The organism is Arthrobacter sp. P1_B9 (assembly GCF_056406495.1).
Genome location: NZ_JBFUAA010000005.1, coordinates 175,890 through 201,220 on the forward strand (window position 1 = coordinate 175,890; position 25,331 = coordinate 201,220).

General features: G+C 66.9%; 22 protein-coding genes. 15 read left to right on the plus strand and 7 right to left on the minus strand.

All coding sequences use genetic code 11. The annotated features are described in order from the left end of the window. The first annotated feature begins 117 nt into the window (after positions 1 to 117). From AC1D1A_RS09570 to tgt, 7 genes are all read left to right on the plus strand, one after another. A complete protein-coding gene (locus tag AC1D1A_RS09570; protein ID WP_476871012.1) occupies positions 118 to 1,518 on the plus strand; it encodes an MFS transporter in 1,401 nt (466 codons plus the stop codon). Further along, a complete protein-coding gene (locus AC1D1A_RS09575; RefSeq protein ID WP_476947616.1) occupies positions 1,515 to 1,985 on the plus strand; it encodes a RidA family protein in 471 nt (156 codons plus the stop codon). Before AC1D1A_RS09570 ends, AC1D1A_RS09575 begins: the two co-directional genes overlap by 4 nt. Next, positions 1,982 to 2,638 (plus strand): RraA family protein, encoded by a 657-nt coding sequence (locus AC1D1A_RS09580; protein WP_476947617.1) that lies wholly within the window; start codon positions 1,982 to 1,984, stop codon positions 2,636 to 2,638. Before AC1D1A_RS09575 ends, AC1D1A_RS09580 begins: the two co-directional genes overlap by 4 nt. Positions 2,639 to 2,682: 44 nt before the next feature. Beyond that, complete coding sequence (locus AC1D1A_RS09585) at positions 2,683 to 3,222, plus strand: NUDIX hydrolase family protein (protein WP_223914477.1); 540 nt, start codon at positions 2,683 to 2,685, stop codon at positions 3,220 to 3,222. A 120-nt stretch (positions 3,223 to 3,342) separates the two neighbouring features. Continuing rightward, on the plus strand, positions 3,343 to 4,407 hold the full coding sequence (locus tag AC1D1A_RS09590; protein ID WP_476947618.1) for a DUF6707 family protein: 1,065 nt from the start codon (positions 3,343 to 3,345) through the stop codon (positions 4,405 to 4,407). Positions 4,408 to 4,459: 52 nt separating this feature from the next. Continuing rightward, entirely contained in the window at positions 4,460 to 5,185 is a 726-nt protein-coding gene (locus AC1D1A_RS09595; RefSeq protein WP_476850551.1) for an SRPBCC family protein, read from the plus strand. Between the two features lie 33 nt (positions 5,186 to 5,218). After that, positions 5,219 to 6,517 (plus strand): tRNA guanosine(34) transglycosylase Tgt, encoded by a 1,299-nt coding sequence (tgt, locus tag AC1D1A_RS09600; protein WP_476947619.1) that lies wholly within the window; start codon positions 5,219 to 5,221, stop codon positions 6,515 to 6,517. Positions 6,518 to 6,639: 122 nt separating this feature from the next. Here tgt and AC1D1A_RS09605 read toward each other — a convergent pair whose 3' ends face one another. Next, positions 6,640 to 7,659 (minus strand): sugar phosphate isomerase/epimerase family protein, encoded by a 1,020-nt coding sequence (locus AC1D1A_RS09605; RefSeq protein ID WP_476887687.1) that lies wholly within the window; start codon positions 7,657 to 7,659, stop codon positions 6,640 to 6,642. Continuing rightward, on the minus strand, positions 7,656 to 8,834 hold the full coding sequence (locus AC1D1A_RS09610; protein ID WP_230008471.1) for a Gfo/Idh/MocA family protein: 1,179 nt from the start codon (positions 8,832 to 8,834) through the stop codon (positions 7,656 to 7,658). Before AC1D1A_RS09610 ends, AC1D1A_RS09605 begins: the two co-directional genes overlap by 4 nt. A gap of 153 nt (positions 8,835 to 8,987) precedes the next feature. On the opposite strand from AC1D1A_RS09610, the gene AC1D1A_RS09615 reads away from it, so the two are divergent. Together AC1D1A_RS09615 and AC1D1A_RS09620 are read left to right on the plus strand one after the other, a co-directional pair. Continuing rightward, positions 8,988 to 10,001: a LacI family DNA-binding transcriptional regulator gene (locus AC1D1A_RS09615; RefSeq protein ID WP_476947620.1), complete on the plus strand. Its 1,014-nt coding sequence runs from the start codon at positions 8,988 to 8,990 to the stop codon at positions 9,999 to 10,001. A gap of 190 nt (positions 10,002 to 10,191) precedes the next feature. Then, a complete protein-coding gene (locus AC1D1A_RS09620) occupies positions 10,192 to 11,133 on the plus strand; it encodes a type IV toxin-antitoxin system AbiEi family antitoxin domain-containing protein (RefSeq protein WP_476947621.1) in 942 nt (313 codons plus the stop codon). 162 nt (positions 11,134 to 11,295) lie between these two features. Here the strand turns inward: AC1D1A_RS09620 and AC1D1A_RS09625 are convergent, their stop codons facing one another. Beyond that, entirely contained in the window at positions 11,296 to 11,991 is a 696-nt protein-coding gene (locus AC1D1A_RS09625; protein ID WP_476857838.1) for a queuosine precursor transporter, read from the minus strand. Between the two features lie 215 nt (positions 11,992 to 12,206). On the opposite strand from AC1D1A_RS09625, the gene AC1D1A_RS09630 reads away from it, so the two are divergent. Further along, a complete protein-coding gene (locus AC1D1A_RS09630; protein WP_476947622.1) occupies positions 12,207 to 13,031 on the plus strand; it encodes an ABC transporter ATP-binding protein in 825 nt (274 codons plus the stop codon). After that, the gene (locus AC1D1A_RS09635) at positions 13,031 to 13,813 is read left to right on the plus strand and encodes an ABC transporter permease (protein ID WP_476887683.1); all 783 of its coding nucleotides are present in this window, start codon (positions 13,031 to 13,033) and stop codon (positions 13,811 to 13,813) included. Before AC1D1A_RS09630 ends, AC1D1A_RS09635 begins: the two co-directional genes overlap by 1 nt. Before the next feature lie 138 nt (positions 13,814 to 13,951). Here AC1D1A_RS09635 and AC1D1A_RS09640 read toward each other — a convergent pair whose 3' ends face one another. Continuing rightward, positions 13,952 to 15,406 carry an MFS transporter gene (locus AC1D1A_RS09640; protein WP_476947623.1) on the minus strand — a complete coding sequence of 485 codons (1,455 nt, stop codon included), beginning with the start codon at positions 15,404 to 15,406 and terminating at the stop codon, positions 13,952 to 13,954. A gap of 157 nt (positions 15,407 to 15,563) precedes the next feature. Between AC1D1A_RS09640 and AC1D1A_RS09645 the strand changes: the two genes are divergently transcribed. Together AC1D1A_RS09645 and AC1D1A_RS09650 are read left to right on the plus strand one after the other, a co-directional pair. After that, complete coding sequence (locus AC1D1A_RS09645) at positions 15,564 to 16,460, plus strand: hydroxymethylpyrimidine/phosphomethylpyrimidine kinase (protein WP_476857835.1); 897 nt, start codon at positions 15,564 to 15,566, stop codon at positions 16,458 to 16,460. Positions 16,461 to 16,491: 31 nt separating this feature from the next. Continuing rightward, positions 16,492 to 16,854, plus strand: coding sequence for an iron chaperone (locus AC1D1A_RS09650; RefSeq protein WP_476947624.1), 363 nt, complete (start codon positions 16,492 to 16,494; stop codon positions 16,852 to 16,854). 91 nt (positions 16,855 to 16,945) lie between these two features. Here AC1D1A_RS09650 and AC1D1A_RS09655 read toward each other — a convergent pair whose 3' ends face one another. The 3 genes from AC1D1A_RS09655 to AC1D1A_RS09665 all read right to left on the minus strand — a co-directional run bounded on the left by AC1D1A_RS09655 (position 16,946) and on the right by AC1D1A_RS09665 (position 21,823). After that, positions 16,946 to 18,217, minus strand: coding sequence for a serpin family protein (locus AC1D1A_RS09655; protein WP_476947625.1), 1,272 nt, complete (start codon positions 18,215 to 18,217; stop codon positions 16,946 to 16,948). A gap of 107 nt (positions 18,218 to 18,324) precedes the next feature. Then, on the minus strand, positions 18,325 to 20,073 hold the full coding sequence (locus tag AC1D1A_RS09660; protein WP_223914492.1) for a pyruvate dehydrogenase: 1,749 nt from the start codon (positions 20,071 to 20,073) through the stop codon (positions 18,325 to 18,327). Between the two features lie 238 nt (positions 20,074 to 20,311). Further along, complete coding sequence (locus AC1D1A_RS09665) at positions 20,312 to 21,823, minus strand: helix-turn-helix domain-containing protein (protein ID WP_476947626.1); 1,512 nt, start codon at positions 21,821 to 21,823, stop codon at positions 20,312 to 20,314. Between the two features lie 140 nt (positions 21,824 to 21,963). On the opposite strand from AC1D1A_RS09665, the gene aceA reads away from it, so the two are divergent. Together aceA and aceB are read left to right on the plus strand one after the other, a co-directional pair. Further along, positions 21,964 to 23,295, plus strand: coding sequence for an isocitrate lyase (gene aceA, locus AC1D1A_RS09670; protein WP_476850538.1), 1,332 nt, complete (start codon positions 21,964 to 21,966; stop codon positions 23,293 to 23,295). Positions 23,296 to 23,495: 200 nt separating this feature from the next. Continuing rightward, the gene (gene aceB / locus AC1D1A_RS09675; protein WP_476860060.1) at positions 23,496 to 25,160 is read left to right on the plus strand and encodes a malate synthase A; all 1,665 of its coding nucleotides are present in this window, start codon (positions 23,496 to 23,498) and stop codon (positions 25,158 to 25,160) included. Positions 25,161 to 25,331 lie beyond the last annotated feature (171 nt).

A 25,331-nucleotide genomic window follows, 5' to 3' on the forward strand; every position in this document is an offset into this window, starting at 1 on the left:
CACTTCGAGGCCTTTACTGGTGGGGTTTTTGCCATTGAGCTGTGATCACCAACACAGAATAGTTGGCTACTACCTTGCACTGGACATTCGTCCCCGCACCCCCATCTGGAGATATTGATGGCTCAATCGGTAGAAACCACCTCCCACGCGGCTGCCCGTCTGGACCTCGCAAAAATGCGCAAAATCGCTCTCGCCAGCGTCATCGGCACCACCGTTGAGTGGTACGACCTCTTTGTTTTCGGCACGGCATCCGCGCTCGTGTTCAATAAGATCTTCTTCCCCAGCTTCGACCCCATCGTGGGCACCATGCTCGCCTTCGGAACCTTCGCCTCCGCCTACATTGCACGCATGGTCGGCGCCATCATCTTCGGCCACTTCGGGGACCGCCTGGGCCGCAAATCCATGCTCCTGATTTCACTGCTGACAATGGGCGCCGCCACCTTCGCCATCGGCCTGCTGCCGGATTACAACAGCATCGGGATCATGGCGCCGCTGCTGCTGCTCTTCCTGCGCGTCATCCAGGGCCTGGCCCTGGGCGGCGAATGGGGCGGAGCGGTCCTGATGACGGTGGAGCACGCTCCCGCATCCAAGCGCGGGTTCTACGGCTCATTGGTCCAGGTGGGCGTGCCCGCCGGAACCCTGATCGCCAACGTGGCGTTCCTCATTGTCGCCTCGACGGTCAGCACCGAAGAGCTTCTCGCCTGGGGCTGGCGCATCCCGTTCCTGGCCTCCGCGCTGCTCGTGGCCGTGGGCATCTACATCCGGCTGCACATCGAGGAAACCCCGTCCTTCCAGGCGGTCAAGGAAGCCGGCGCCAAGGCCAAGTTGCCGTTCGCCGCCCTCATGGCCAAGTACTGGAAGCAGGTCATCCTCGGCGGCGTTGCCACCCTGTCCACCGGCAGCACCTTCACCCTGCTTGTGGCCTCGGGCGTCTCCTACGGCAAAAAGGAACTGGGCCACTCGGAGGCCCTGATGCTATGGGTCGTGCTGGCCGCCTGCGCCCTGTGCTTTGTCCTGATCCCTTTCTTCGGCCGACTCTCTGACAAGCACGGCCGCAAGCCGATCATCTACGCCGGAGTGGCCGCCGAGGCAGCCCTCGCGTTCCCGATGTTCTGGCTGATGGACACCAAGTCCGTGCCGCTGCTCTTCGTCGCGTACCTCGCCATGATGACGGCCTTCGCCGCGAACTACGGCCCGATCGCCACGTTCCTCGCCGAACTCTTCGGTTCCAAGGTCCGCTACTCGGGACTGTCGGTGGCCTACATGCTCTCCGGACTCCTCGGCAGCGCCGCCACGCCGTTCATCACCACCTGGCTGCTCGGCATGACCCACCAGAGTTCCTCCATCGCGTGGTACATCATGGCCGCCGCCCTCGTCTCGCTCGGCGCCTTGTTCGTCCTGACCGAAACCCGGCACGGCAACATCGACGCCGTCGACTCCGCCCCGACTGACGCAGTCACTGACGCAACCACCGACGCGAGCACCGGCCCGGCCGCCGAAGCGGTGGCTGCCAAATGACAGCTCCACAGGCCGTTCTCCCCGCTGCCGACCCCGCTTTTCAGCCCGCTGTTCAGCCCGTAACAGAGTCCGTCCGACGGATCGTGCAGATCCCGGGCGGCGCGGCCGCCGTCGGCCCGTTCTCCCAGGCGGTCGCCGCCAACGGGTTCGTGTTCACCGCCGGCCAGATCCCCGCGATCAGCGGGCTGGAGGACCAGCCGGACACGTTCGAGGACCAGGTCCGCCAGACCATCATCAACCTCCGGTCCGTGCTCGAGGCGGCAGGGTCCGGCCTGGAGCATGTGGTCAAGGTCAACGGCTACCTCACGGATCCCAGCCAGCTCGAGGCTTACAACCGGGTTTACTCGGAGTTCTTCGGGGCGGCCAAGCCGGCGCGGACCACTGTCTGCGTGAGCCTGTGGGGCGTCGCGCTGGAGATTGAGTGCGTGGCCGTGGTTGCCGGCGCCACGGCGCCGGACGCGCCGTGAACGTCGTGAACGCGGTGAACGCGGTGAACGCGGTGAACGCAGGGCTCGCCGAGGGGCTCCGCGAGGGGCTCGCCGCCGTCAGCTTCCCCACGATCGGGCACTTTCTGGAGGACGGATTCGTGGATCCGGCCATCCGGTCGCTGCTCGACGGCGTCAAGGTGGCGGGCCCCGCGGTCACGGTGCGCATTGCGGAAAATGACGCCTACGCCATGAACCGCGCCCTGCTGGAGCTGTACCCCGGCGCGGTGCTGGTCGTGGACATGTCCGGGGACCACCGGCACGCACCGGTGGGCGCGGTCACCGCCGCAGCGGCCACCGCGCAAGGCGCCGCCGGCGTCGTCGTCGACGGCGTGGCCACCGACATCCTGGAGCTCCGTGCGACCGGCCTGCCGGTCTTCGCCCGCGGGACCTCGTGCCTGACCACCAAGCGGGTCCGCAGCGCCGGCTCCGCCGTCAATGTCCCGGTGCAGTGCGGCGGCGTCCAGGTCAATCCGGGCGACTGGGTGCTCGGTGACGACAACGGCGTGATCGTCCTGTCCGCGGAGGCGGCCGCCAACGTCCTGGGCCTGGCCCTGGACTCGGACGCCGCCGAGCCGGCGCTGCTGGCACGGATTGCCGCCGGCGAGCCACTGGAATCGGTGCTGGCGATCTGAGTGACGGCGCGGGGTTCGGGGACGGGATGGGGTAGAACTTAACCATGAATGTGCGCACCCCTGACCCGAATCCCGGCTGGCTCTCCGACGACGACCTGTTCGAAGCGCGGGGCCGGCTGCCGATGGTCTATGTCGAGGCCGTTCCGGTCCGGCTGGACCCCCTCGGGTTCGTGAACGAGGTCGGCACCCTCCTGCAGGCCGACGAGGACGGCACCATGGTCCGGTCCCTGGTGTCCGGCCGCGTTCTCTACCGCGAGACCATCCGCGCCGCCCTGCTCCGCCACATGGAGAAGGACCTGGGCCCGCTCGCCTTCCCGCAGCTTCCGGTCAGCCCGGTGCCGTTCACCGTGGCCGAGTACTTCCCGTCCCCGTCCCACACCGGCTTCACGGACGACCGCCAGCACGCCGTTGCCCTGGCGTACGTCATTCCTGTGACCGGCGAATGCTCCCCGCGGCAGGACGCCCTTGAGCTGACCTGGATGACCCCGCAGGAGGTCATGAGCACCGACGTGCAGCTGGAATTCAGCGGCGGCCGGGGGGCCCTGATCCGGCAGGCGCTGGCCTTCGCGGGGGTCGGCAACTAGCCGGTTCCCTTGGGCCCGGCTCCGGCCGGGGACTCTCGGGGCCTCCCCTGCGTCCCCGACTTCACGCAACCGATTTTGTAGACTGTTGGGCGGACCGCAAGAGAACTTTAAGGACTCCCGATGACCCACCCCCCAGCCTTCCGGAACTACAGTGAACAGCAGGCTGGATCTCTGCGGGCCGGCGACCACCTGATTCTGCCCGACGGAAACCGCTCCGCAGAGATCCATCGCGTGGATGTCGAAACCGACGATTTTGGGACTCCCGCCATGGTGTTGACGACCCTCAGCGGCGGCGGTGTGCTGCGGATCGCGGCGGGATCACTGGTCCGCGTCACGGACGACGCCGGGGCCGGCACCCCCGTGTCCGACGGCGGCGCGACCGGCACGCCAACTCCTTCCGATGGCGGCGCCCCCGCGCCGGACGAGGCTGAGCCGGTCGCACCCGGGCCTGGCGCAACTGAATCCGACGCAGCTGAATCCGACGCTGCCGGGCCCGACAATACGGCGGCCGCCGTCGTCGTTCCTCCCCAGCCCGCTGCGCCGCCCGCGGTGAGCGGACCCAGCGAAGCGGACCTGGCACTCATCCCGGCCCCCGACGGCACGCCGGAGTCTGTCGTGGAGGCCGCGGCCGAGGACCATCCGGGCGCCGTCGGTGTCCTCCTGCTCAGTGAACGGCTCGCCAAGGGCATCAACACCAAGTCCGGGAGCTGCCTGAAGGATCTCAGCGACCTCGCGCACGAGCTCTTCGTCACTCTCAAGGACCCCGACAACGCCCTGGCGGTCGCGGACCTGCTCAACGTCCTGCCGTTCGACGGCAACCCCGACCGCTGGGCCTCCGTGGAGTCATCGCTGGCGCTCTCCAGCTACATCTGCCGCCAGCTGGGTCAGGACCAGCGCGCCGGGATCTACGAGAAACTGCTCCGCGCGCCGGAGGCCATGGAAACGGACCCGTTCAAGGCCAGGATCAACGCCAAGGTGCGCCAGCGCTCGCTCAACGAGCCCAACCTGTACGACAAGGAAATCTTCCGCTCGATCGACAACGCGAACCAGGATGCGGAACGCGACTGGCGCCTGCTGCGGCTCGAGGCGCTCCTGTTCCTGCGCGCGCACGGCGGCTCCGAAACAATTGGCACCGTTGAGCTGGAACGCCGGATCGCCAACGAGCTCGAATCGGTCCGCGCCTGAGGTCTAGCGTTGGGCCCTACCCGTGGCGGGCCCGGAGTTGTAGATTCACCCCATGACGAACAATCTGAGCGTTGTGATCAATTCCGACGCGCAGCAAGTTTGGACCATGCTGCGCGAACCCGCCAAGATCGCCCAATGGCACGGCTGGGTGGCCGATGACCAAGAGGCCGAAATCAACGAAATCTACTTCGGCCCCAATGTGGTCGAAGGCGCCGACCACACCTCCCTGGTGGTCGACGGCGGCGACGTTTTCACCTTGAAACCTGTCCCCACGGGCACGGAGGTCAGCGTCACCCGGGCGGCAATCGACCACAATTCCGAGTGGGCGGCCTGGGACGAGGACATCACCCAGGGCTGGCTGACATTCCTCCACCAGTTGCGCTTCGCCCTGGAACGGCACCCGCACGGCAAGCGCCGGACCTTCTTCTTCTCCGTGCCCGGCTCCGGCGGGTCCGCGATAGAGAAACTGGGGCTCAGCGATGTCCCGTCGCCGGGGGACCCTTATTCGCTCACCCTGCCCACGGGCGAGGAAATCTCCGGCAAAGTGTGGTTCCGCAGCAACCACCAGGTGGGTCTGACCGTCCACAACTATGCCGAGCACGGGGACGGCCTGCTGATCGTGGCGGACCAGCCCGCCATCGCCGACGTACGGCCCGACGGCGGATCCCTCGCAATCGTCTCCACGTACGACCTCGGGGCCCACCAGCTGGAGGCGGTCCGCGACTACTGGGACAAGTGGCGGGCTGAGAACTACCCCACATCGGATCCCGTCCACTGAGTCCAGAGCTGCGTTAGCTGGCACACTTGAACCGTGCCAGCCAATCCTGACTTCGAGTCTTCGTCCCCCGCGCCTGCCCGGCAGTCCGAGTTCTCCTTCCGCGTGGGCAAACGCCTGAGCGAGACGTGCCCGCCGTCGGCCGGGCAGGTTGCCGCCAACGGCGGTGAGTTCCTGGGCCGGACCGGCACCATAGCCACCCCGCACGGGGAGATCCAAACCCCGGCGTTCATCGCCGTCGGCACCAAGGCCACGGTCAAGTCCGTGCTGCCGGAATCCATTGCCGAACTCGGCGCGCAGGCGGTGCTGGCCAACGCCTACCACCTGTACCTGCAGCCGGGCGCGGACATCCTGGACGAGGCCGGCGGCCTGGGGGCGTTCATGAACTGGCGCGGTCCGACGTTCACCGATTCCGGCGGGTTCCAGGTGATGAGCCTGGGCTCGGGGTTCAAGAAGGTCATCGACATGAAATCGGTGGACCATTCGGGGCCGGACGACGCCGTCGCCCCCGGCAAAGAACGTCTGGCCCACGTGGACGAGGAAGGCGTGTGGTTCAAGAGCCACCTCAACGGCGACCGGCACCGCTTCAGCCCCGAGATCTCCATGAACGTCCAGCACCAGATCGGCGCGGACATCATGTTCGCGTTCGACGAGCTCACCACGCTGCAGAACTCCCGCGGCTACCAGGAGGAGTCCCTGGAGCGGACCCGGCGCTGGGCCGAGCGGTGCATCACCGAGCACTTCCGGCTCACGGACGAGCGCGCCGGCAAGCCCTACCAGGCCCTGTTCGGGGTGATCCAGGGCGCCCAGTACGAGGACCTGCGCCGCAAGGCCTGCCGGGACCTCGGCGCCATGAACTTCGACGGCTTCGGGATCGGCGGGGCGCTGGAGAAAGAGAACCTCGGCACGATCGTGCGCTGGTGCAACGAGGAGCTGCCGGAGAACAAGCCGCGGCACCTGCTGGGCATCTCCGAACCGGACGACATCTTCACGGCCATTGAAAACGGCGCGGACACTTTCGACTGCGTCTCCCCCACCCGGGTGGCCCGCAACTCGGCGTTCTACCACCCCACCGGCCGGTACAACCTCTCCGGCGCCAAGTACAAACGCGACTTCGGCCCGCTGCAGGAAGGCTGCGACTGCTACGCCTGCCTGAACTATTCGCGGGCCTACATCCATCACCTGTTCAAGGCCAAGGAGATGGTCTCGGCCACCCTGATCTCGATCCACAACGAGCGCTTCGTGGTGAAGATGGTCGACGACGCCCGGCTCGCCATCGAGGCCGGCAACTTCTTCGAGTTCAAGGCCGAGACCCTGGCGAACTACTACTCCTAGGTCGCCCAGGCGTCGGTGCGGCCCCGGCGTCGAGGTCGCCGGAACCGTGCGAGATCGCCGGAAGTTTCCGGCGACCCCGCAGTGTTCCGGCGACTCGGCGGCAGAACTCGGGTGCCGGGCCGTCAGTTGGTGAGGTGCAGCGACGCCGCGAGTGCCGAGTCGGCGTCCCGCAGGACCTTGGCCGCCACCTGGAGGCCCTCGATCCGGCCCAGGGAGACGTCCTCGTGCTCGATGTTGACCAGCATCTCCGGGTCCACCTCGTAGAGCGCGCGCAGGAACTCGGTCCAGTAGGCTGAGTCGTGCCCGCGGCCCAGGGCAACGAAGTCCCAGGCGGAGTCCTTGGGCCATTCGTTGGCCCACTCGTCGCCGCCGAGGTTGGTGCGGTTTTCGTCCGGGGACAGCCGCCGGAAGCTGTTGTCGAGGACACCGTAGAGCGCTGCGTTGGCGGTATTGATGCGGACGTCCTTCGCCGCGGCCTGGAAGACCAGCGGGCCGAGTTCGCGGACCACCGCGACCGGATCCATCTGCTGCCAGAACAGGTGCGAGGCGTCCAGCTCGACGCCGACATGGGTCGCGCCGGTAAGCTCAATGAGCTTGTGGACATCGGCGGTGTTGAACACGATGTTCTGCGGGTGCAGCTCGAGGGCCACCTTCACGCCATGGTCGGCGGCCAGGCGGTCGGTTTCCTTCCAGAAGTCGGCCGCGATGCCCCATTGGTAGTCGAGCACGTCCAGGGCCGCCGAGTTCCAGGCGTTGACCACCCAGTTGACCGTGGTGGCCCCGGGTTCGCCGCCGGGCAGGCCGGACATGGTCACCACACGGTCCTGTCCCAGCCGCTGCGCCAACCGGATGGAGCGGCGGATGTCCTCGGCATGCTTCCCGCCGATCTCACGTTTGGGGTGCAGCGGGTTGCCATTGCAGTTCAGGCCGGCAATCGAGACACCGGTGCCCTCGAAAATCGCGAGGTAGTCATCGCGGGCCGCATCGCTTTCCAGGATCTGGTCCATGGTGGGGACGTGAACGGCCGGCAGGAACCCGCCCGTGTTGATTTCGATGCCGGTCAGTCCGAGGTTGGCGATGACCTTGAGGGCCTCGGGAAGGGGCCGGTCGTGCAGGATTGCGTTGTAGACGCCGAGTTTCATAGCGTGATTTTCTTTCCGTTGTTGAGGGCGGATTCGGTGACTGCGCCGAGCAGCTCCATGTTGCGCACGCCCTCGTCGAACGTGGCGCAGCGGGGCAGGGAGTCCGCCTCGCTGAGGCCGGCGACCTCCTCGAGGAAGGCCCGGGCCTGGTAGCCGAAGGCGTCGTTCTGGCCGAAGCCGACGCTGGGCGCGTCCATGGCCAGCCCGCCGGCGATGTAGGGGTGTCCGGGGCCGAGGATCACCTGGCGGTAGCCGTTTTCGTTGGCCGGGCCGTCGTTGAGGAACAGCTCGATCTCCGCGGGGCGGCGCTGGTCGAACCGGGCGGCGCCGTTCTCGCAGAAGACCTCGAAGATGAGGCTGTTCGCGTGCCCTGCGGCGACCCGGGAGACCTCGAAGCCGCCTGCACCGTTCTCGAATTCGGCGGAAAACACCGCGTAGTCGTCGTTCTCGACCGGCTCGAACGTGTCGCTGACCGCGGCGTGGTCGTGGCCCATGACGGCGCCCAGCGGCAGCGGGCGCTTGTCGATCACGGTGCTGAGGCGTCCGCCGCTGATGGACTTGATGTCGCCGCAGAGGAACTCAGCGACGTACGTCAGGTGGCTGCCGACGTCGGCCAGGGCGCCGGAGCCCGGGCCGCCCTTGTAGCGCCAGCTCATGGGCGCCGACGGGCTGAACCCGTAGTCGGTCCAGTAGCGGCCGCTGAAGTGCAGGACGTTCCCCAGCACGCCGGTGCGGATGAGGTCCCGGATGTAGGCGATGCCCGGCGTGCGGCGGAAGGTAAACCCGATGCGGGCAATCGAACTGGCACTGCGGGCCGCCTCGGCCATGGCGCGGGCGTCCTCGATTGAGTCGCTCAGCGGCTTCTCGCACAGCACATGCTTGCCGGCGGCCAGCAGGCCCTCCACGACCTCGCGGTGGAGGGAGTTCGCGATCACGACGCTCACGACGTCGATGTCGTCGGCCTCGGCGATCGCCTGCCACGAGGTGTCGTGGCGATCGTAGCCGAAACGCTTCGCGGCCAGGGAACCGAACTCGGCGTTGACGTCGCCGATGGAGACCAGCCGGATAGGAGGAAGAACCGGGCTGTAGAGCGCCGACGCCGTGCGGTACGCGGCCGCATGCGCTTTTCCTGCCATTCCGGCGCCGATTACGGCAACTCCCAAACTGTCAGCCATCGATTTCTCCTTTGAAATTCGGTCAGGCCGACGGCCCGACGGTAGAAATTGGAGCGCTACAAAATCTGGCGCTGAACAAAAGCGTAACTATGTGCATATGTCCTGTCAATGGTTGACCGGTTATCCTCGGATGAGACGTGAAAGGCCCTGCAGATGTCGTTGAATACCCCCAGAACCCGCCGCCCGACGATCTACGACGTCGCCAAGAGCGCCGGCGTCTCCCCGTCGCTGGTCTCGCTCGTGCTTCAAAACCCGTCAAAGGTCAGCGAGAAGCGTCGGGAGGCCGTCCGGGCGGCCATGTCGGAGCTCGGTTACCGCCCCAGCCGGGCGGCGACCACGCTCGCCAGCAGCCAGACGAAAAGCATCGGGCTGGTCATTGACGACTTCCGGAACCCCTGGTTCGTGGACCTCCTGCGCGGCATGGAATCCGTGTTCTCCCCCCACGGCTACCAGGTCACCCTCGCCGATTCCCGCCCCGGCGAGAACCGCATCACGGAGGCCGTGGACGGCCTGCTGTCCATGCATGTGGAGGGCCTCGTCATCGCCGCCGAGCCGAGCGAGTCCATGATGGCCGGCACTTGGGTTCCCGCCGTCGTCGCCGGCTGGCGGAACGGCGTTCCCGCCGGCGCCGGGCTCATCACCAACGACGACGACGGCGGCGGCCGCATGGCGGCGGAGCACCTGATCGGGCTCGGCCACACACGCATGGGACACCTCTCGGGCTCCGGCGGCGCCGCGGCCCACCGGCGGGAGGGCTTCCGCCGCCGCATCCTGGAGGCCGGCGTCGAGGCCCGGATCGCCGGCGAATCCCGCGGCACCTCTGAGGAGGACGGCTATGCGGCCGCCTGCTGGGTCCTTGACCACCACCCCGACACGACCGCCCTGTTCGCCGCCAATGACACCATGGCCCTGGGCGCCTTCGCCGCAGCCAAGGCCCGGGGCTTGTCCATCCCGGAAGAGCTCTCCGTGATCGGCTACGACAACTCCCCGCTGGCCAAGTCGCGGTATCTGGACATGACCTCGGTGGACAACCGGAGCGACATTGTCGGGTCCGGCGTCGCAAGCGCCCTGCTGGCACGGATCCAGGACCCCACCCTCGAGCCTGAGCGCCAGCTGATCGAGCCGGACCTCATCGTCCGCGGAACCACCGCCCGCGTTCCCGGCTGACGCCCCCGCCGAATTCGCGGGAAACCACCGAGTTCGCCGTAAATTGACGGCGCCTTCGCCGCGTTCCGGCGAAGTGAGCGGCGTCCAAGGCCGCCGTCTCCCAAAGTAGCCAAGGTGCGGCCGCCTCGTGTTTTCCACATAGCGACGACGGGGCCTCCTGCCCGCTCCTGCAGCGGCCGAAGCTGGTGGCATGACGCATAGCCCCGCGCTGGGGCTGCCGCCGACAGGTAACCTCTGGCGCACCGAACAGCTCCTGGATCTCGGCTTCAGCTCGCGCGCCATCCGCTCGCTCCTCGATTCAGGCACCCTCGTCCGGCTCCGGCACGGCTGCTACATCCGCGCCAGCCTCTGGAACGCCCAGTCGCCTACTGTCCGGAGCCGGCAGCTCATCTACGCGCACGCCCACGGAACGCGTACGACGTCGACAGGAGCCTTCCACTACAGCCACACTTCCGCGGCGCGCCTCCGCCTCCTCCACCTGTGGGAGGTGGATGACGTGATCCATGTCCTCCAAAAAGTACGGCCCTCGAACGAGCGTCACGGCAGTGACGTCCGCTGCCACACGCGCCCCTTCGCCGACCACGACGTCGCCGTGGTGAACGGCCTCCGGACCACGTCCTTGGAGCGCACGACGGCCGACTGCGCCATGATGCTGCCCTACAGGCAGGCGTTGATCCTCACGGACCACGCGCTTCGACTCGGCGCGGACCCGGGCGCCCTGCAGGCCATGGCAGATGACCTGGACGGCCGCCGGGGCATTCGGACTTTCCGCCGTGTCCTGGCCGCGGCCGATCCGCGCTCCGAATCTCCCGGCGAGACCCTGACCCGCGACCTGATCCTGCGGCTGCGGATCCGGCCACCCGAGCCGCAGCTGGAAGTGTCGAGCCGCGCCGGGCGCCATCGCCTGGACTTTGCATGGAAGGAGGAAAAGGTCGCACTCGAGTTCGACGGCAAAATCAAGTACTTCGACTACAGTCCCACGGCCGAGGTGCTCTTCGAGGAACGGCGCCGGGAGAAGGCCTTGGTTGAAGAGGGCTGGCGGTTCGTCCGCGTGGAGTGGAAGGACCTCTTTCGCGAGCAGGAATTCAAGCACCGTCTGCTTCGTGCGCTGGCCGGCCGCCGGCACCCCTGAGCGTCGAATGCGTTGCGGCGCCCGGCACCCCGCACCCCAACGACTCGAATTCGCCGGTACCCCGCCACGTCGTCGGAAACTTACGGCGACACCGCGGGTATCCGGCGAATTGGGCGGCTGCTGGCTCCGAACTGGCCGGCGGCCGGAGGATGAGGAGGAGTCCTAGGCGCCGTAGCTCGGTTCGCGCTTCTTGACCCAGCCGATGGCGAGCGAGGTCAGCGGGACGAAGGCGAACTCCACGAGGGTCTTGTAGAGGAAGCCCACTAGGACATAGTTCATGAACATCGCGGCGTCGGTAATTCCGATCACGGATGCGGCGATGCTGCAGAAAATCAGGGTGTCCACGAACTCACCCGCCACGGAGGAGCCCATGATGCGCGCCCACAGGGACCTTTCCCCGGTCCGCGCCTTCATCTTCACCAAGATCCAGGAGTTGATGGTCTGGCCGGCGAGGAAGGCCAGCAGCGATGCCAGCACAATCTGCGGGACCGGTCCCAGTGCGCCTTCCAAGGCTGCCTGCTTGGAGGAACCGTATTCGTCGTCGAACCCCGGAAGGGCGATGATGACCCAGTAGCAGAGCGACGCGAAGACGGACAGCGCAAAGCTGGTGATGATGGCCTTGCGCGCCACTTTGAAGCCATAGACCTCGCTGATGACATCGCCCAGGATGTACGCCAGCGGGAAGAGGAAGAAGCCGCCGTCGGTGATCACGGGGCCGATCGCCACGCCCTTGGACGCCCCGATGTTGGACAGGATCAGCACCACGGCCATGACAGCGAGCATGATGCCGAAATGTGGGGAGCCGATCGAGGCGAACCTTGGTGCGGCTGACGCCGGGAAGGTCTTGGCGGAAGTCATGGGTATTCCATTCGTAGTGGTTCGCTCGGCGGCCCGCACCCGCAAGGGGAACACGCTGGGCGGCCGGCTGTATTAGCACTGGACGGCCCCGGTAACACAAGCAGCCGGAACCGCCTCCATTCTCGCACCCGACGGTGCGGGAGCCTGATGCAGCCGCAGCTTCACCCTGTGAACGCTCCGGGCGTGGTGGCAGGATGGGGCCATGGAGGAGCCCCATGCCTGACTCCGCGGTTTCCACGCGCGCCCTCGTCAAGCGGTACCGCGACGTCACCGCCGTCGACTCGCTCAACCTTGACGTCCGCCGGGGCGAGATCTACGGGTTCCTCGGCAGGAACGGGGCGGGCAAAACGACCACAATCCGTATGATGCTCGGCCTGATCCGGCCGAGCAGCGGGGAGGTGACCGTCCTGGGCCAGCGCATCATCCCTGGCGAGACCGCTGTGTTCGCCCGCGTTGGCTTCCTCGTCGAGACCGCGACCGCCTACCCCAACCTCACCGTGCGCGAGAATCTGGACATCCAGCGCCGGCTCACCCGTTCGCCGCCGCGGTCGGTCGCCGACTCGATCACGCTGCTGCGCTTGGATCCTTATGCCGATCGGCGTGCCGGGCAGCTCTCGCTCGGCAACAAACAGCGTCTCGCTCTCGCCCGCGCGCTGCTGCACTCCCCCGAATTGCTCGTGCTCGACGAGCCCGCCAACGGCCTTGATCCGGCTGGCATTGTCGAGATCCGCGAGCTGCTCCGTTCGCTCGCCGACGGGCGCGGCGCCACCGTCTTCATGTCGAGCCACATCCTCGCCGAGGTCGCTCACTTGGCCGACCGCATCGGTATCGTCCACGACGGCCGTCTCATCGAGGAGTCGTCGCGCGACGAACTCGCCGCGAAGGCGCGCGCGTTCGCGACCGACGCCTACACCCCGGAAGAGCGCGAGCAGGCGCTGCTCACACTGGATCTGGAGCGCTACTTCCTGGCGCGGACGGGCGATGCGCGCGGTGCCGATGGCCGGAGGACCGGCCCTTCGTCCGAAGGCGGCGCGGTTTGATGTTCGGTCAGGTTCTTGGCACCGAGTTCATGAAGCTCCACCGTGCCAAGGCGACGTGGGCCACGCTGGCGGTGCTCGCGATCATGCCGCTCGGTATTGCGCTTTTCATGTGGATAGTGCGCGAACCGGGGCGGGCGGCCCAGCTGGGGCTTCTGGGTACCAAAGCGAGCCTTGCCGGGCTTGAGGCGACGTGGCTCCAATACTTCTACATGCTCACGCTGGTCTTCGGTGTCGGCGGGATGCTGCTGCTGACCTTCATCATCGCCTACCTGTTTGGCCGGGAGTACGGTGATGCCACCGCCAAGAACATGCTCGCGCTGCCCGTGGCCCGTCATTGGTTCGCCGTCGCCAAGCTGGCGGTCGCGGCCGTGTGGTGGATGGCGCTCATCGTCATAGTCCTCGTCGAGGCCATGGCGATCGGACTGGTGTTGGGGCTGCCGGGGTTCTCGGCAGAGTTGGCCGCGGCGGGAATCGCACACGTGCTCCTCGCTGCGACGATCTCATTCCTGCTCGCGCCAGTGGTCGCCTGGATCGCTGTGTGGAGCCGAGGCGAAGTGGCCCCCATCGCTTTCTCGCTCGTTATGCTGGCCCTGGGCAATCTGTTCGGCAAGACCGGCTGGGCGGAGTGGTTCCCTTATTCGATCGTCCCGCTGCTGATCGGCATGGTGGCCGATCCTGTCGGCTCGCTCCAGCCAGGCAGCTATGTTGTGCTCGCGGGAACGTTCGTGGCGGGCACCGCCGCAACGATCCTGCAGCTGCGGTTCGCAGACAACGCCCAATAGCGTGGGACCGGGCCGCCGTCGTTGTCGCCGTCCATTCGCTCCTTAGGCCGCGAGTTCGCTGGAAACGCGCCAAGTCGCCGTAAACATACGGCGACCCGGCGCGCTTCCGGCGAATTCGAGGACGGCTTGCGGCCTGCCCTAGCGGCGCGAGGCGTCGATGAGGTCCTTGTCCTCGTCCCTGCCGCCGTCGCCCGGACCACCAGCAGCCGCGCCCGGACCACCAGCAGCCGTCCCCGCAGCCGTGTCCGGACCAGCGGCCGCCCAGGCGTGGCCCTGCTCGTGGTCCAGGTGCGTGGACTTCTTGTTCTTCAGCGCGAAGATGTAGACCAGCAGGGAGATGGCGATGGCCACGGTGACGTAGGTGAAGAACAGCTCTTCCTGCCCGGTCTTCTGCAGAGCAGCGCCGATGAGCGGGACGGTGCCGCCGAAGAGAGAGTTGGCGATCGCGTAGCCCAGGCCCACCCCGAGGGCGCGGATGGACGCGGGGAAGAGCTCGGCCTTCACTAGGGCGTTGATGGAGGTGTAGCCGCCCACGATCAGCAGACCGCCCATCATCAGCAGGAACGCGGTGATCGGATCCTTGGTCCCCGCGAGCGCGGACAGGAGCGGACAGGTGAACAGGACGCCGGTGATGCCGAACCACAGCAGCAGCGGTTTGCGGCCGACCTTGTCCGAGATGATGCCGTAAACCGGCTGGAGCAGCATGAAGATGAACAGTGCCCAGAAGTTGATGACCGACGTGTCCGTCTTGGCGATGCCGGAGGTATCGTTCATGAACTTCAGGATGAAGTTGGTGTACGTGTAGAACGCCACCGTGCCGCCAAGGGTGATTCCGATGCAGATCATGAGCGGTTTCCAGTAGCTGGTGAACAGCAGCTTCATGGTCCCGGGCTGCGCCTGGCCTCCCACGGCAGGGGCCTTTGCGGCCTCGAGCTGTTCGGCCGAGACGGTTTCCTCCATGGAGCGCCGCAGCCAGAGGACCACCAGCGCGGCCACGCCGCCCACCGCGAACGGGATGCGCCAGCCCCACTCGGTCAGCTCAGCCTTGGGCATGGCGTTCTGCAAGACCACAAGGACCAGCAGTGCCAGCATCTGTCCGCCGATCAGCGTGACGTACTGGAAGCTGGAGAAGAAGCCGCGGCGCTTGGAGGTGGCAGCCTCGGACATGTACGTGGCGCTGGTGCCGTACTCACCGCCCACGGAGAAGCCCTGGATCACGCGGATGAGGACCAGCAGGATCAGGGCCCACAGGCCGATCACGTCCTGGGTGGGCAGCACCGCGATCGCGAAAGAGCCCGCGGACATCATGGTCACGCTCAGTGTCAGCGCGGCTTTGCGGCCCTTGCGGTCGGCGTACCGGCCAAAGAACCAGGCACCGATCGGGCGCATCAGGAACGACGTCGAGAAGACGGCCATGGCCTCTAGGCCGGCCTGGAGCTCGTCCTTGGAGTTGAAGAAGTGCGCCTGGAAGTAGGCCGCGAACACGGTGTAGACGTAGAGGTCGTACCACTCAACAAGGTTGCCGGCCGAGCCTTTGAGGATGTTGCCGACGGCTTTCCGGGTCTGGGCCGCTTCGGTCAGTTGGGTGCTCATCAATGAACCTTCCTGGATCCGGCGCCGCCTGTAAGCAACACCGTCCGCCACCCTAGTCCGCGTGATCCGGAACACTCAGGTTTTGTTCATACTGTTCATGGAACGCTTGTTCATGAGCACAATGCGCGCGGTTTTGGCGGGATGGCAGGATGGGACCATGACTTCTACCGCATTCGATTCCACCGCCCTGGCGGATGGCGCTGCTGCTTCCGATACAGCTACCGAGCCCGCCTCCTCCCCCGCCGTCGCGCTGACCATCGCAGGCTCCGAAGCGACCGGCGGCGCCGGCGCGCAGGCTGACCTGAAGACGTTCCAGGAACTCGGCGTCTTCGGGATCGCGAACCTGACCTGCATCGTGTCCTTCGACCCCAAGGACAACTGGAACCACCGCTTTGTCCCGGTGGACCAGCAGGTCATCGCGGACCAGCTGGAAGCCACGACGGCGGCCTACGGTGCCGCGTCCGGCGCACCGGCCGTGCTGGACACCGTCAAGATCGGCATGCTGGGCAGCCCGGCGACGATTTCGACCGTGGCCGCGGCGCTGGCGGCCGGGCAGTTCGCCAACGTGGTGCTGGATCCGGTGCTGATCTGCAAGGGCCAGGAGCCGGGCCACGCCCTGGACACCGACCAGGCGCTCAAGTCCCACATCCTGCCGCTGGCCACCTTCGTCACGCCCAACCATTTCGAGGCCGAGTCGCTCTCAGGGCTGGAGATCACCGACGTCGAGTCCCTCAAGGCCGCCGCGGTCCGCATCCATGAGCTCAGCGGCGCCGCGGTGCTCGCCAAGGGCGGCGTGCGGCTCGAAGGCCCCGACGCCGTCGACGTCTACTACGACGGCGAAACCCTGGAAGTCCTGTCCGCCCCGAAGGTGGGCGAGGTGGCAGTCTCCGGCGCCGGGTGCTCATTGGCCGCGGCGGTGACGGCCGAGCTCGCCAAGGGTGCGACGCCGCTGGCCGCCGCCCGGACGGCGAAGGCGTTTGTGACCGCCGGCATCCGGAACCGTGTGGCCTCGGGCGCGCCGTTCGATGCCTTGTGGCAGGGCGGCCCGCGCTAACTCGTTGCTGGGATCGTTGGAGGGAACGGCAATGGCACAGCACTTTGAGTCCGTGGAGGAATACATCGCCTCGTTTCCTGCTGACGTGCAGGAGGCGCTGCAGGAGATCCGGCGATGCTGCCATGCCGCGGTACCCCGATCAGGGGAGATGATCAGTTACGGCATCCCGACGATCACGCTCGGGGGCAGATACGTCGTATATTTCGCGGGCTGGGCGCACCACATCTCCGTCTACCCCGTGCCCGACGGCGACGAATCGCTGAGCACGGAACTCGCCCCCTACCGCGCAGCGAAGGGCACCCTGAAGTTCCAGTTGCGGAAGCCTGTCCCGTACGAGCTGATTGGAAAAGTGGCGGCGGCCCTGGCACAAGAGCGCCGGAGCGGGACGCCCTAAGCCGCCGAGTTCGCCGGAGTCCCTCCAATTCGCCGGAAGTTTACGGCGAACTGGAGGGCTTCCGGCGATGTGGGTCCCGGTAGGCCGCCCCTCAGCGCGGGTCCGCGACCTTCCCCATGAAGATCGGGAGCCCGGTTTCGGTGTGCACGACCTGGTAGAGGAACGGCCGGTCGAAGTCGATGGTTTGGTCCGGGAGGGGCGGCACCCCGGTCACGGCGCCGTTGATCTGCGTCACGGCGGCGGCCACCGTTCCCTTCTCGGCAACGGTGATGTTGGCGGCCTGGGCGGCCTGCGTGAGCGTCAGCTTCGGCTGGATGGCGTCGAAGTCTTCGGTGGTGACCAGGGTCCTGGCCAGCCCCAGCGCTTCAAATACCTTCCGCAGGTCGAAGGTGCTCTTGTGGTCCCACTTGGGCAGGGAGATCAGTGCGGAGACCTCCGGGGCCGTGTCCAGGGCCGCCGCAATTGCCGTCAGCTTGGCCGCCGTGAGGCTCTCCGGCCCAACGCCAGGACCGGGCAGCACCAGCCGCATGGCAAAACCTTCTGCGTACGGCAGCTCGACCGCCCGCCAGCCAGGGCCCTCCGCATAGGCCAGCTGCAGCGAGTTGTACATGGTCGGCACGCTGATTTCCTCGCCACCGGACTTCGTGAAGGGGCTGTCCGAGGTGTCGTTCGGGTCGAAAGGCGACTGCCATGCCGCGGCGAAGTACAGGGCATTGAGGAGGCTGAACGTGTTGTCGCGATCGTACTCCGCGGGTGCTTTCTTGATCCGGCCGCCCGTGTTCCGGTCCACCCAGGCATCCAGGGCCGGCCCCGTGGCGGCCTCATCCCGGAAGTCCACGGGGTACACCCCGGTGCCGTAGTGCCGGGCAAGGGTTTCCAGGTAGTTCTTTCCGGTTGGTACGTCCTTGTCCACAAACAGACCGTTGGCCGCATGCATGACCGGCTTCCGGGGCGGGTCCTTTTCGTCGACCGAGCCGGGATCACCGTCGTACGCAGCCAGGGACTCGAGCAGGGCGTTCATGGCCTCATCCCGGTTGCCGTCGGGGAGCCCCAGCATCTGGTCCATTTCGACGGCGGTCTCCCCGGACGCCCCTGCCCGCAGCATGGCGAGCGCGATCAGCAGGCTGCCGGGGGACGACACCACGTTCCCTTCGGCCCCTTCACCGCCGTCGGCCAGCAGCGCGGCTCCCAACGTCAGGGCGGAGGCCCGGAATGCCTGAAATTCGGCAGCGTACGCGGCGCGGTCCACCGGAACCCGTTCGACGCCGTCGGCCTTCACAAGCCCTGGTACCGGGGGCGCACAAGCCGTGAGCACCGCGATGGTTCCCACCGCCACAATTTTCGCCATGCGGTGATCTTTCATGGCCACCCCCTTCGCCTCGATTGGTGCGCAGTTCGCCGGAATGTCTCCAGTTCGCCGGACATGTCCGGCGAGCTGGGCAGCTTCCGGCGAGTTCGCCGGGCCCGCCCCTAGCGCCGCGGGACGTTCCGCAGGTTGCTCCGTGCCATGCTGACGGCCTCGCCGGCGCCCCGGTTCAGGACCACTTTGGACATGGCCGTGGCGAAGCCCAGGACCTGTGCGCCCTTGATCTTCGGCGGGAGGGACAGCGCCTTGGGGTCCGTGATGAGCTCCACCAGCGACGGGCCGGGGTGGGCGAAGGCTTCCCGGTACGCCGCCTCGATGCGGGACGGATCCGTGACGCGCTCGGCGTGGAAGCCCAGGGCCCGCGCAACGTCCGCGTAGTTGGCGTCCGGGACGTCGACGCCGAAGTCCGGGAGCCCGTCCACCAGCATTTCAAGTTTCACCATGCCCAGGGTGGAGTTGTTGAAGACCACCACGTTCACGGGCAGCCGGTGCGCGGCGACCGTAATGAGCTCGCCCAGCAGCATCGACAGGCCGCCGTCGCCGGAGACCGAAACCACCTGCCGGCCGGGGTATGCCAGCTGGGCGCCGATCGCGTGCGGCAGCGCGTTGGCCATGGACCCGTGCAGGTACGAGCCGATCAGCCGGCGGGTGCCCAGCGGGTTGATGTACCGGGCGGTCCAGACATTGCACATGCCGGTGTCCGCCGTGAAAATCGCGTCCCTCGCCGCCACTTGGTCCAGCAGCGAGGCCGCATATTCCGGGTGGATCGGCTGTTTCGTCCCGACGTTGCGGGTATATGCCCCCACGGCCTTGTTCATGAGCCGGTCGTGCTTCTTCAGCATCGCGTCCAGGAAACGGCGGCTCTTCTTGGCCGTGACCAACGGCATGAGGGCGGCAAGGGTGGGGAGGACGTCGCCGTGCACTGCGACGTCGACGTCGGTCCGCCGCCCCAGTTTGTGCGCGGCCCGGTCCACCTGCGCCGTCCGGGTTCCGGGAAGGAACTGGTCGTAGGGGAAGTCCGTGCCCAGCAGGATCAGCAGGTCCGCGTCCTCGATGCCCTCGGCCGCGGCGCCGTAACCCAACAGCCCGGTCATGCCGATGTCATAGGCGTTGTCGTACTGCATGAAGTCTTTGCCGCGGAGGCTGTGGCCGATCGGCGCGGCGATCAGCCCGGCGAGCGCAATCACCTCGTCGTGGGCGCCCTCGACGCCGGCACCGGCAAAGATGGCCACCTTGCCGGCGGCGTTGATGGCGTCGGCCAGTTCCTGCACACTCGCGGGGTCCGGCATCAGCGTCGCCGGCCGGAAGGTCGCCGGGGCCGGCGTTTCGGCCGTCGCCTCCAGGCCGGCGATGTCACCGGGAAGGGTCACGACGGCGACGCCCCTGAGGCCGACGGCGTGCTGGATGGCGCTGTGCATGACGCGGGGCGCCTGCTCCGCGGTGCTGATCAGCTCGGAGTAGACCGAGCACTCGTTGAAGAGCCGGTCGGGGTGGGTTTCCTGGAAGAAACTGCTGCCGATCTGCTTGCTGGGGATGTGAGAGGCGATGGCCAGCACCGGCGCCCCGGAACGGTTGGCGTCGTACAGGCCGTTGATCAGGTGCAGGTTGCCGGGTCCGCAGGAGCCGGCGCACACCGCGAGCCGGCCGGTCAGCTGGGCTTCCGCCGCCGCGGCGAAGGCGGCCGCCTCCTCATGCCGGACATGGATCCAGTCGATACCGCCCTGTTGCGAGCCGCCGGTCTTGCGGACGGCGTCGACAATCGGGTTGAGGCTGTCCCCCACAATCCCGTAGATCCGCTGCACGCCGGCAGCCTGGAGTTGTTCGATGAGCTGGGTGGCAAGTTCCTTGGCCATGGGCGCACGCTCCCGCGAGATGGATCGATGAGCTGACACAGGCCAATATAGTCCGCCCGCCTGCCAGCCGCCCCCCCACGGAACGCTCCCTCAGCTTTGGCAACCGATCGCCGAACGCTTCCTCACCTGATCTGAGGGAGCGCCGGGGAGCTTCGGGCCGGATCTGAGGGAGCGTCCCGCCAAAAACCGCAGGACCTGAGGGAGCGTCTGGGAAAATCCTGCAGAAGCTGCGGGAGGGTCAGCTCCCCGAGTGCGCCTGCAGGAAGGAGTAGACCTCGGTCTCGTCCACGCCCGGGAAGGCGCCCGGCGGCATGGCCGCCAGCAGGTGGGAGTGGGCCCGGGCCGAGGGCCAGGCGTTCCCGGCCCATTCGGCGGTCAGCGATGCCGGCGGGCGGCGGCAGCAGCTTTCGTCCGGGCAGGTGGACTTGGACCGCTCGGTGGTGTCGCGGCCGCGGAACCACTTCACGTGCGCATACGGGACACCCACGGACAGGGAGAACTCCCCGTTCGCGGAGCGTTCCGTCCGGGCCGTGCACCAGTACGTCCCGGCCGGGGTGTCGGTGTACTGGTTGTAGGCGCTGAACTTGTCCGGGACGTCGAACACCACCCGGGACGTCCAGTTCCGGCACGAGAACTGACCCTCGATGGCGCCGGTGTGGTCCTGCGGGAACGTCACGCCGTCGTTCTCGTAGGCCTTGTAGATGATGCCGCTCTTGTGCGTCTTCTGGAAGTGCGTGCGGATGCCCAGGTGCTGGGTGGCCAGGTTGGTGAAGCGGTGCGCGGCGGTCTCGTAGGACACCGCGAAGGCATCCCGGATGTCCTCGACCGCGATTTCCTTGGCCTGCTTGGCCTCCTGCAGGAATGCCACGGTGGCCTGCTCGGGCAGCAGCAGCGCGGCGGCGAAGTAGTTCGTGGCCACGCGCTGCATCAGGAAATCGCCGTAGTTGTTCGGCGTCTGGTGGCCCAGGACGTAATGGCCCAGCGCCTGCAGCAGCACCGAACGGGGGTCGTGATCGCTGCGGGCGTTCTGCGTGAGATAAATTCGGCGGTTCTTAAGATCAGTCACCGAACGCGTGGAATGAGGGAGATCACCCACATGGTGGAGGCTGAATCCGAGATGCCCGGCGATGTCCGAAATGACGTGGTGGGACAGCGGACCGCTGGTGTGGCCCACCGAGGCCAGGACCTTCTGCGCCTCGGCCTCATACTCGGGGAAATAGTTGTTCCTCTCGCGCATCATCGCGCGCAGTTCACCGTTCGCGCGGCGGGCCTCCTCCGGCGTCGCGACCTGCTCATTGAGCCGGCGTTCAAGCTCATGCTGCAGGCCCACCATCGACTCCAGCACATCCATCGGAAGCCGCGAACTGATGCGGATCTTGGGCAGGTTCAGGGACTCATAGATGGGGCTGCGCTGGTACCGTTCCAGCTCGATCTCCAGCGCCGCACGCCGGTTGGGCGGCTCCGCGCCGAGCAGTTCGTCGATGCTCACCCCGAGTGCCGCTGCAAGCTGCTGGAGCAGACCAAGCTTGGGCTCGCGTTTGCCGTTTTCCATCAGGCTCAGCTGGCTGGGGGCCGTCCCGACGGCGGCACTCAGGTCGTCGAGCGTGAGCCCTGCCGCCTTGCGCAGGTGCCGGACGCGCCGGCCCAGGCTGATGACGTCCACCTCCGGCGCTGCGGGCGCGGACGGAGAAAGAGCCTGACGGTTCCAGCTGGTTGAGTGCATTTCTTGAGCATACGCGAAGAAGTGCATTTCTTTCCATGGCTTTGGTCTAGAAACCCCTTGGAAAGTGCAGAAAAGTAGATCTCACGGAAAGATTCGCAACGGGAACAACCGACCAGGCTCTGCAGAGACGCAGACTGGCCGGCCCCGGCCCCACCAAGGAGACAAAGATGACTGCAGCATTTGAGCCCACCCAGCAGACGCCCGAGCAGCAGGCCGCCGCACTGGAGCTCGAGTGGGCCGCCAACCCCCGCTGGGAAGGTGTGACCCGGGACTACAAGGCCTCCGACGTCGTCCGCCTCCGCGGCCGCGTCTCCGAAGAACACACCCTCGCCCGGCGCGGCTCCGAAAAGCTGTGGAAGCAGCTCACCGAGGAGCACAAGACCGGCGGCTACACCAACGCCCTCGGCGCCCTGACCGGCAACCAGGCCGTGCAGCAGGTCAAGGCCGGCCTCCGCGCCATCTACCTCTCCGGCTGGCAGGTCGCCGCGGACGCCAACAACTCCGGCCACACCTACCCGGACCAGTCGCTCTACCCCGCCAATTCCGTTCCCACGGTGGTCCGGCGCATCAACAACGCCCTGCTCCGCGCGGACCAGATCGAGTTCTCCGAGGGCATCCAGACCGTCGAGGACTGGATGGTCCCGATTGTGGCCGACGCCGAGGCAGGCTTCGGCGGCCCGCTGAACGCCTACGAGCTCATGAAGTCGATGATCCAGGCCGGCGCCTCGGGCGTGCACTGGGAAGACCAGCTCGCCTCGGAAAAGAAGTGCGGCCACCTCGGCGGCAAGGTCCTGATCCCCACCCAGCAGCACGTCCGGACGCTGAACGCTGCCCGGCTCGCCGCCGACGTCGCCGGTACCCCGTCGGTCATCATCGCCCGCACCGACGCCGAGGCGGCCACCCTGATCACCTCCGACGTCGACGAGCGTGACCAGGAATTCATCCTCCGCGAAGGCGGCCAGCCGGTCCGCACCCCGGAGGGCTTCTACAAGGTCCGCAACGGGATCGAACCCTGCATCGCCCGCGCCAAGGCCTACGCCCCGTACTCCGACCTCATCTGGATGGAGACGGGCACCCCGGACCTGGAGCTGGCCCGCAAATTCGCGGAATCCGTCAAGGCCGAGTTTCCGGACCAGATGCTCTCCTACAACTGCTCGCCGTCGTTCAACTGGCGCAAGCACCTCGATGACGCCACGATCGCGAAGTTCCAGCGCGAACTCGGCGCCATGGGCTTCACCTTCCAGTTCATCACCCTGGCCGGCTTCCACGCCCTGAACTACTCGATGTTCGACCTCGCCCACGGCTACGCCCGGGAAGGCATGAGCGCGTACGTCGAGCTGCAGGAGAAGGAATTCGCCTCCGAGTCCCGCGGCTACACCGCCACCAAGCACCAGCGCGAAGTCGGCACCGGCTACTTCGACGACATTGCCACCGCGCTCAACCCGAACGCATCCACCCTGGCCCTGGTGGGATCCACCGAAGAAGGCCAGTTCCACTAGAACTCACGACGGCGGCAGTTCCGCCAGCGGACCGAACGCTCCTCCGCGTGCTATTCCCCATTGCCGCCTTCGCCATTGCCCACCTCGGCGGGGCGGCAATGGGACCCCTTTTACGCACGCTTCCGGAGCATCCGGCCCGCCGTCTTCAGCGCACGTCACCACCCGCCGTCGAACTTTTGCTTCTCCAAGGAGAGATTGAGATGAACAGCTTCACTGACAACTTCACTATCAACGGGATCACGTTGACCGCGCAGCCGATTTGCCGGCAGAGCGAGGTCCTCACGCCGGACGCGCTGGCGTTTGTTGCCAAGCTGCACAAGGCCACGGCAGGGCCCCGTCGGGAGCTGCTGCAGGCACGGCAGGAACGCCGCCAGCAGATCTCCAAGGGCCAGGACCCGCGGTTCCTGCGCGAGACCGAGTCCGTCCGCAACGACCCGAACTGGCGCGTCGCTCCCCCGGCCCCGGGCCTGGAGGACCGCCGCGTGGAAATCACCGGGCCGGTCGACAAGAAGATGACGATCAATGCGCTGAACTCCGGCGCCAAGGTGTGGCTCGCGGACATGGAGGACTCCTCCACGCCGTCCTGGCGCAACGTGATCCAGGGCCAGCTGAACCTCACCGATGCGCTGGAGCGCCGGATCGACTTCACTTCCCCGGAGGGCAAGGAGTACAAGCTGCGCCCGGCCGGGGAACTGCCCACAGTCGTGGTCCGCCCCCGCGGCTGGCACCTGCCGGAAAAGCACATGCTCATCGATGGCACGCCTATTGCCGGCGGGATCGTGGATTTTGGCCTGTACTTCTTCCACAACGCCCGCCGCCTGATCGCCCAGGGCAAAGGTCCGTACTTCTACCTGCCGAAGATCGAGAGCCACCTCGAGGCCCGGCTGTGGAACGACATCTTCATCATGGCGCAGGACCTGCTGGGTATCCCGCAGGGCACCATCCGCGCGACCGTGCTGATCGAGACCATCACCGCGGCGTTCGAAATGGAGGAGATCCTCTACGAACTCCGGGACCACGCCGCGGGCCTGAACGCCGGCCGCTGGGACTACATCTTCTCCCTGATCAAGAACTTCCGCACCCGGGGACCGCGCTTCGTGCTCCCGGACCGCGGCCAGGTCACTATGACCCAGCCGTTCATGCGCGCCTACACCGAGCAGCTGGTCCGGGCCTGCCACAAGCGTGGCGCCATGGCGATCGGCGGCATGGCCGCCGCCGTCCCCAACCGCAAGGATGCGGACGCCAACGCGATCGCCTTCGAGAAGGTCCGCGCGGACAAGACCCGTGAGGCGAACGACGGCTTCGACGGTTCCTGGGTGGCGCACCCGGACCTGGTGCCGGTCTGCCGCGAGGTGTTCGACGCCGTCCTCGGCGAGCGTCCGAACCAGCTCGAGCGCCTCCGCGAGGACGTCACCGCGGACGACCGCGCGCTCCTGGACATCTCCGCGACCACCGGAACCATCACTGAGCAGGGGATCCGGAACAACATCGAAGTGGGGATCCGCTACATCGAGTCGTGGCTGCGCGGCAACGGCGCGGTGGCCATCCACAACCTGATGGAGGACGCCGCCACCGCGGAAATCTCCCGCTCGCAGCTGTGGCAGTGGATCTTCGCCCGGGCCATCACCGACCACGGCGACGTAATCACCCGGGAGTGGGTGGAGGACATGCTGGACGAGGAATTCGCCAAACTGGAGCGCTTCGAAGGAGACCGTTTCGCCGACGCGCGGGACATCTTCGAGGAAGTCACCCTCAGCAGCGAGTTCCCGGCCTTCCTGACGCTGCCGGCCTACGACCGCTTCCTGCATGAAGCGCGCGACGGCGCCGACGCCGCCAGCGGGGACCCCGCACTGGTTCCGGCGTAGGTCCGCACAGATTTCCGTTGGCTGGGCTGCCAGGCCCTTCGCAACAGGCACCCCGAAATCCGGGTGGCAGTCCAGCAACGGAAAATCCCCCCGTGCTCGACAACGGCGTCGAGACGACAGGTAAGGCCCATGTTCCCCGCGAACATGGGCCTTACCTGTCGTCTCGATTGA

Excerpts from the sequence above, each read along its gene's own strand:
- AC1D1A_RS09630 (WP_476947622.1), top strand. The coding sequence starts at position 12,207 with ATGCCTGACTCCGCGGTTTCCACGCGCGCCCTCGTCAAGCGGTACCGC.
- AC1D1A_RS09665 (WP_476947626.1), bottom strand. The coding sequence starts at position 21,823 with ATGCACTTCTTCGCGTATGCTCAAGAAATGCACTCAACCAGCTGGAAC.
- aceA (WP_476850538.1), top strand. The coding sequence starts at position 21,964 with ATGACTGCAGCATTTGAGCCCACCCAGCAGACGCCCGAGCAGCAGGCC.
- AC1D1A_RS09645 (WP_476857835.1), top strand. The coding sequence starts at position 15,564 with ATGACTTCTACCGCATTCGATTCCACCGCCCTGGCGGATGGCGCTGCT.
- AC1D1A_RS09625 (WP_476857838.1), bottom strand. The coding sequence starts at position 11,991 with ATGACTTCCGCCAAGACCTTCCCGGCGTCAGCCGCACCAAGGTTCGCC.
- AC1D1A_RS09640 (WP_476947623.1), bottom strand. The coding sequence starts at position 15,406 with ATGAGCACCCAACTGACCGAAGCGGCCCAGACCCGGAAAGCCGTCGGC.
- AC1D1A_RS09620 (WP_476947621.1), top strand. The coding sequence starts at position 10,192 with ATGACGCATAGCCCCGCGCTGGGGCTGCCGCCGACAGGTAACCTCTGG.
- AC1D1A_RS09610 (WP_230008471.1), bottom strand. The coding sequence starts at position 8,834 with ATGGCTGACAGTTTGGGAGTTGCCGTAATCGGCGCCGGAATGGCAGGA.
- AC1D1A_RS09585 (WP_223914477.1), top strand. The coding sequence starts at position 2,683 with ATGAATGTGCGCACCCCTGACCCGAATCCCGGCTGGCTCTCCGACGAC.
- AC1D1A_RS09650 (WP_476947624.1), top strand. The coding sequence starts at position 16,492 with ATGGCACAGCACTTTGAGTCCGTGGAGGAATACATCGCCTCGTTTCCT.
- aceB (WP_476860060.1), top strand. The coding sequence starts at position 23,496 with ATGAACAGCTTCACTGACAACTTCACTATCAACGGGATCACGTTGACC.
- AC1D1A_RS09605 (WP_476887687.1), bottom strand. The coding sequence starts at position 7,659 with ATGAAACTCGGCGTCTACAACGCAATCCTGCACGACCGGCCCCTTCCC.
- AC1D1A_RS09660 (WP_223914492.1), bottom strand. The coding sequence starts at position 20,073 with ATGGCCAAGGAACTTGCCACCCAGCTCATCGAACAACTCCAGGCTGCC.
- AC1D1A_RS09595 (WP_476850551.1), top strand. The coding sequence starts at position 4,460 with ATGACGAACAATCTGAGCGTTGTGATCAATTCCGACGCGCAGCAAGTT.
- AC1D1A_RS09575 (WP_476947616.1), top strand. The coding sequence starts at position 1,515 with ATGACAGCTCCACAGGCCGTTCTCCCCGCTGCCGACCCCGCTTTTCAG.
- AC1D1A_RS09655 (WP_476947625.1), bottom strand. The coding sequence starts at position 18,217 with ATGAAAGATCACCGCATGGCGAAAATTGTGGCGGTGGGAACCATCGCG.
- AC1D1A_RS09570 (WP_476871012.1), top strand. The coding sequence starts at position 118 with ATGGCTCAATCGGTAGAAACCACCTCCCACGCGGCTGCCCGTCTGGAC.
- AC1D1A_RS09635 (WP_476887683.1), top strand. The coding sequence starts at position 13,031 with ATGTTCGGTCAGGTTCTTGGCACCGAGTTCATGAAGCTCCACCGTGCC.
- AC1D1A_RS09590 (WP_476947618.1), top strand. The coding sequence starts at position 3,343 with ATGACCCACCCCCCAGCCTTCCGGAACTACAGTGAACAGCAGGCTGGA.
- AC1D1A_RS09615 (WP_476947620.1), top strand. The coding sequence starts at position 8,988 with ATGTCGTTGAATACCCCCAGAACCCGCCGCCCGACGATCTACGACGTC.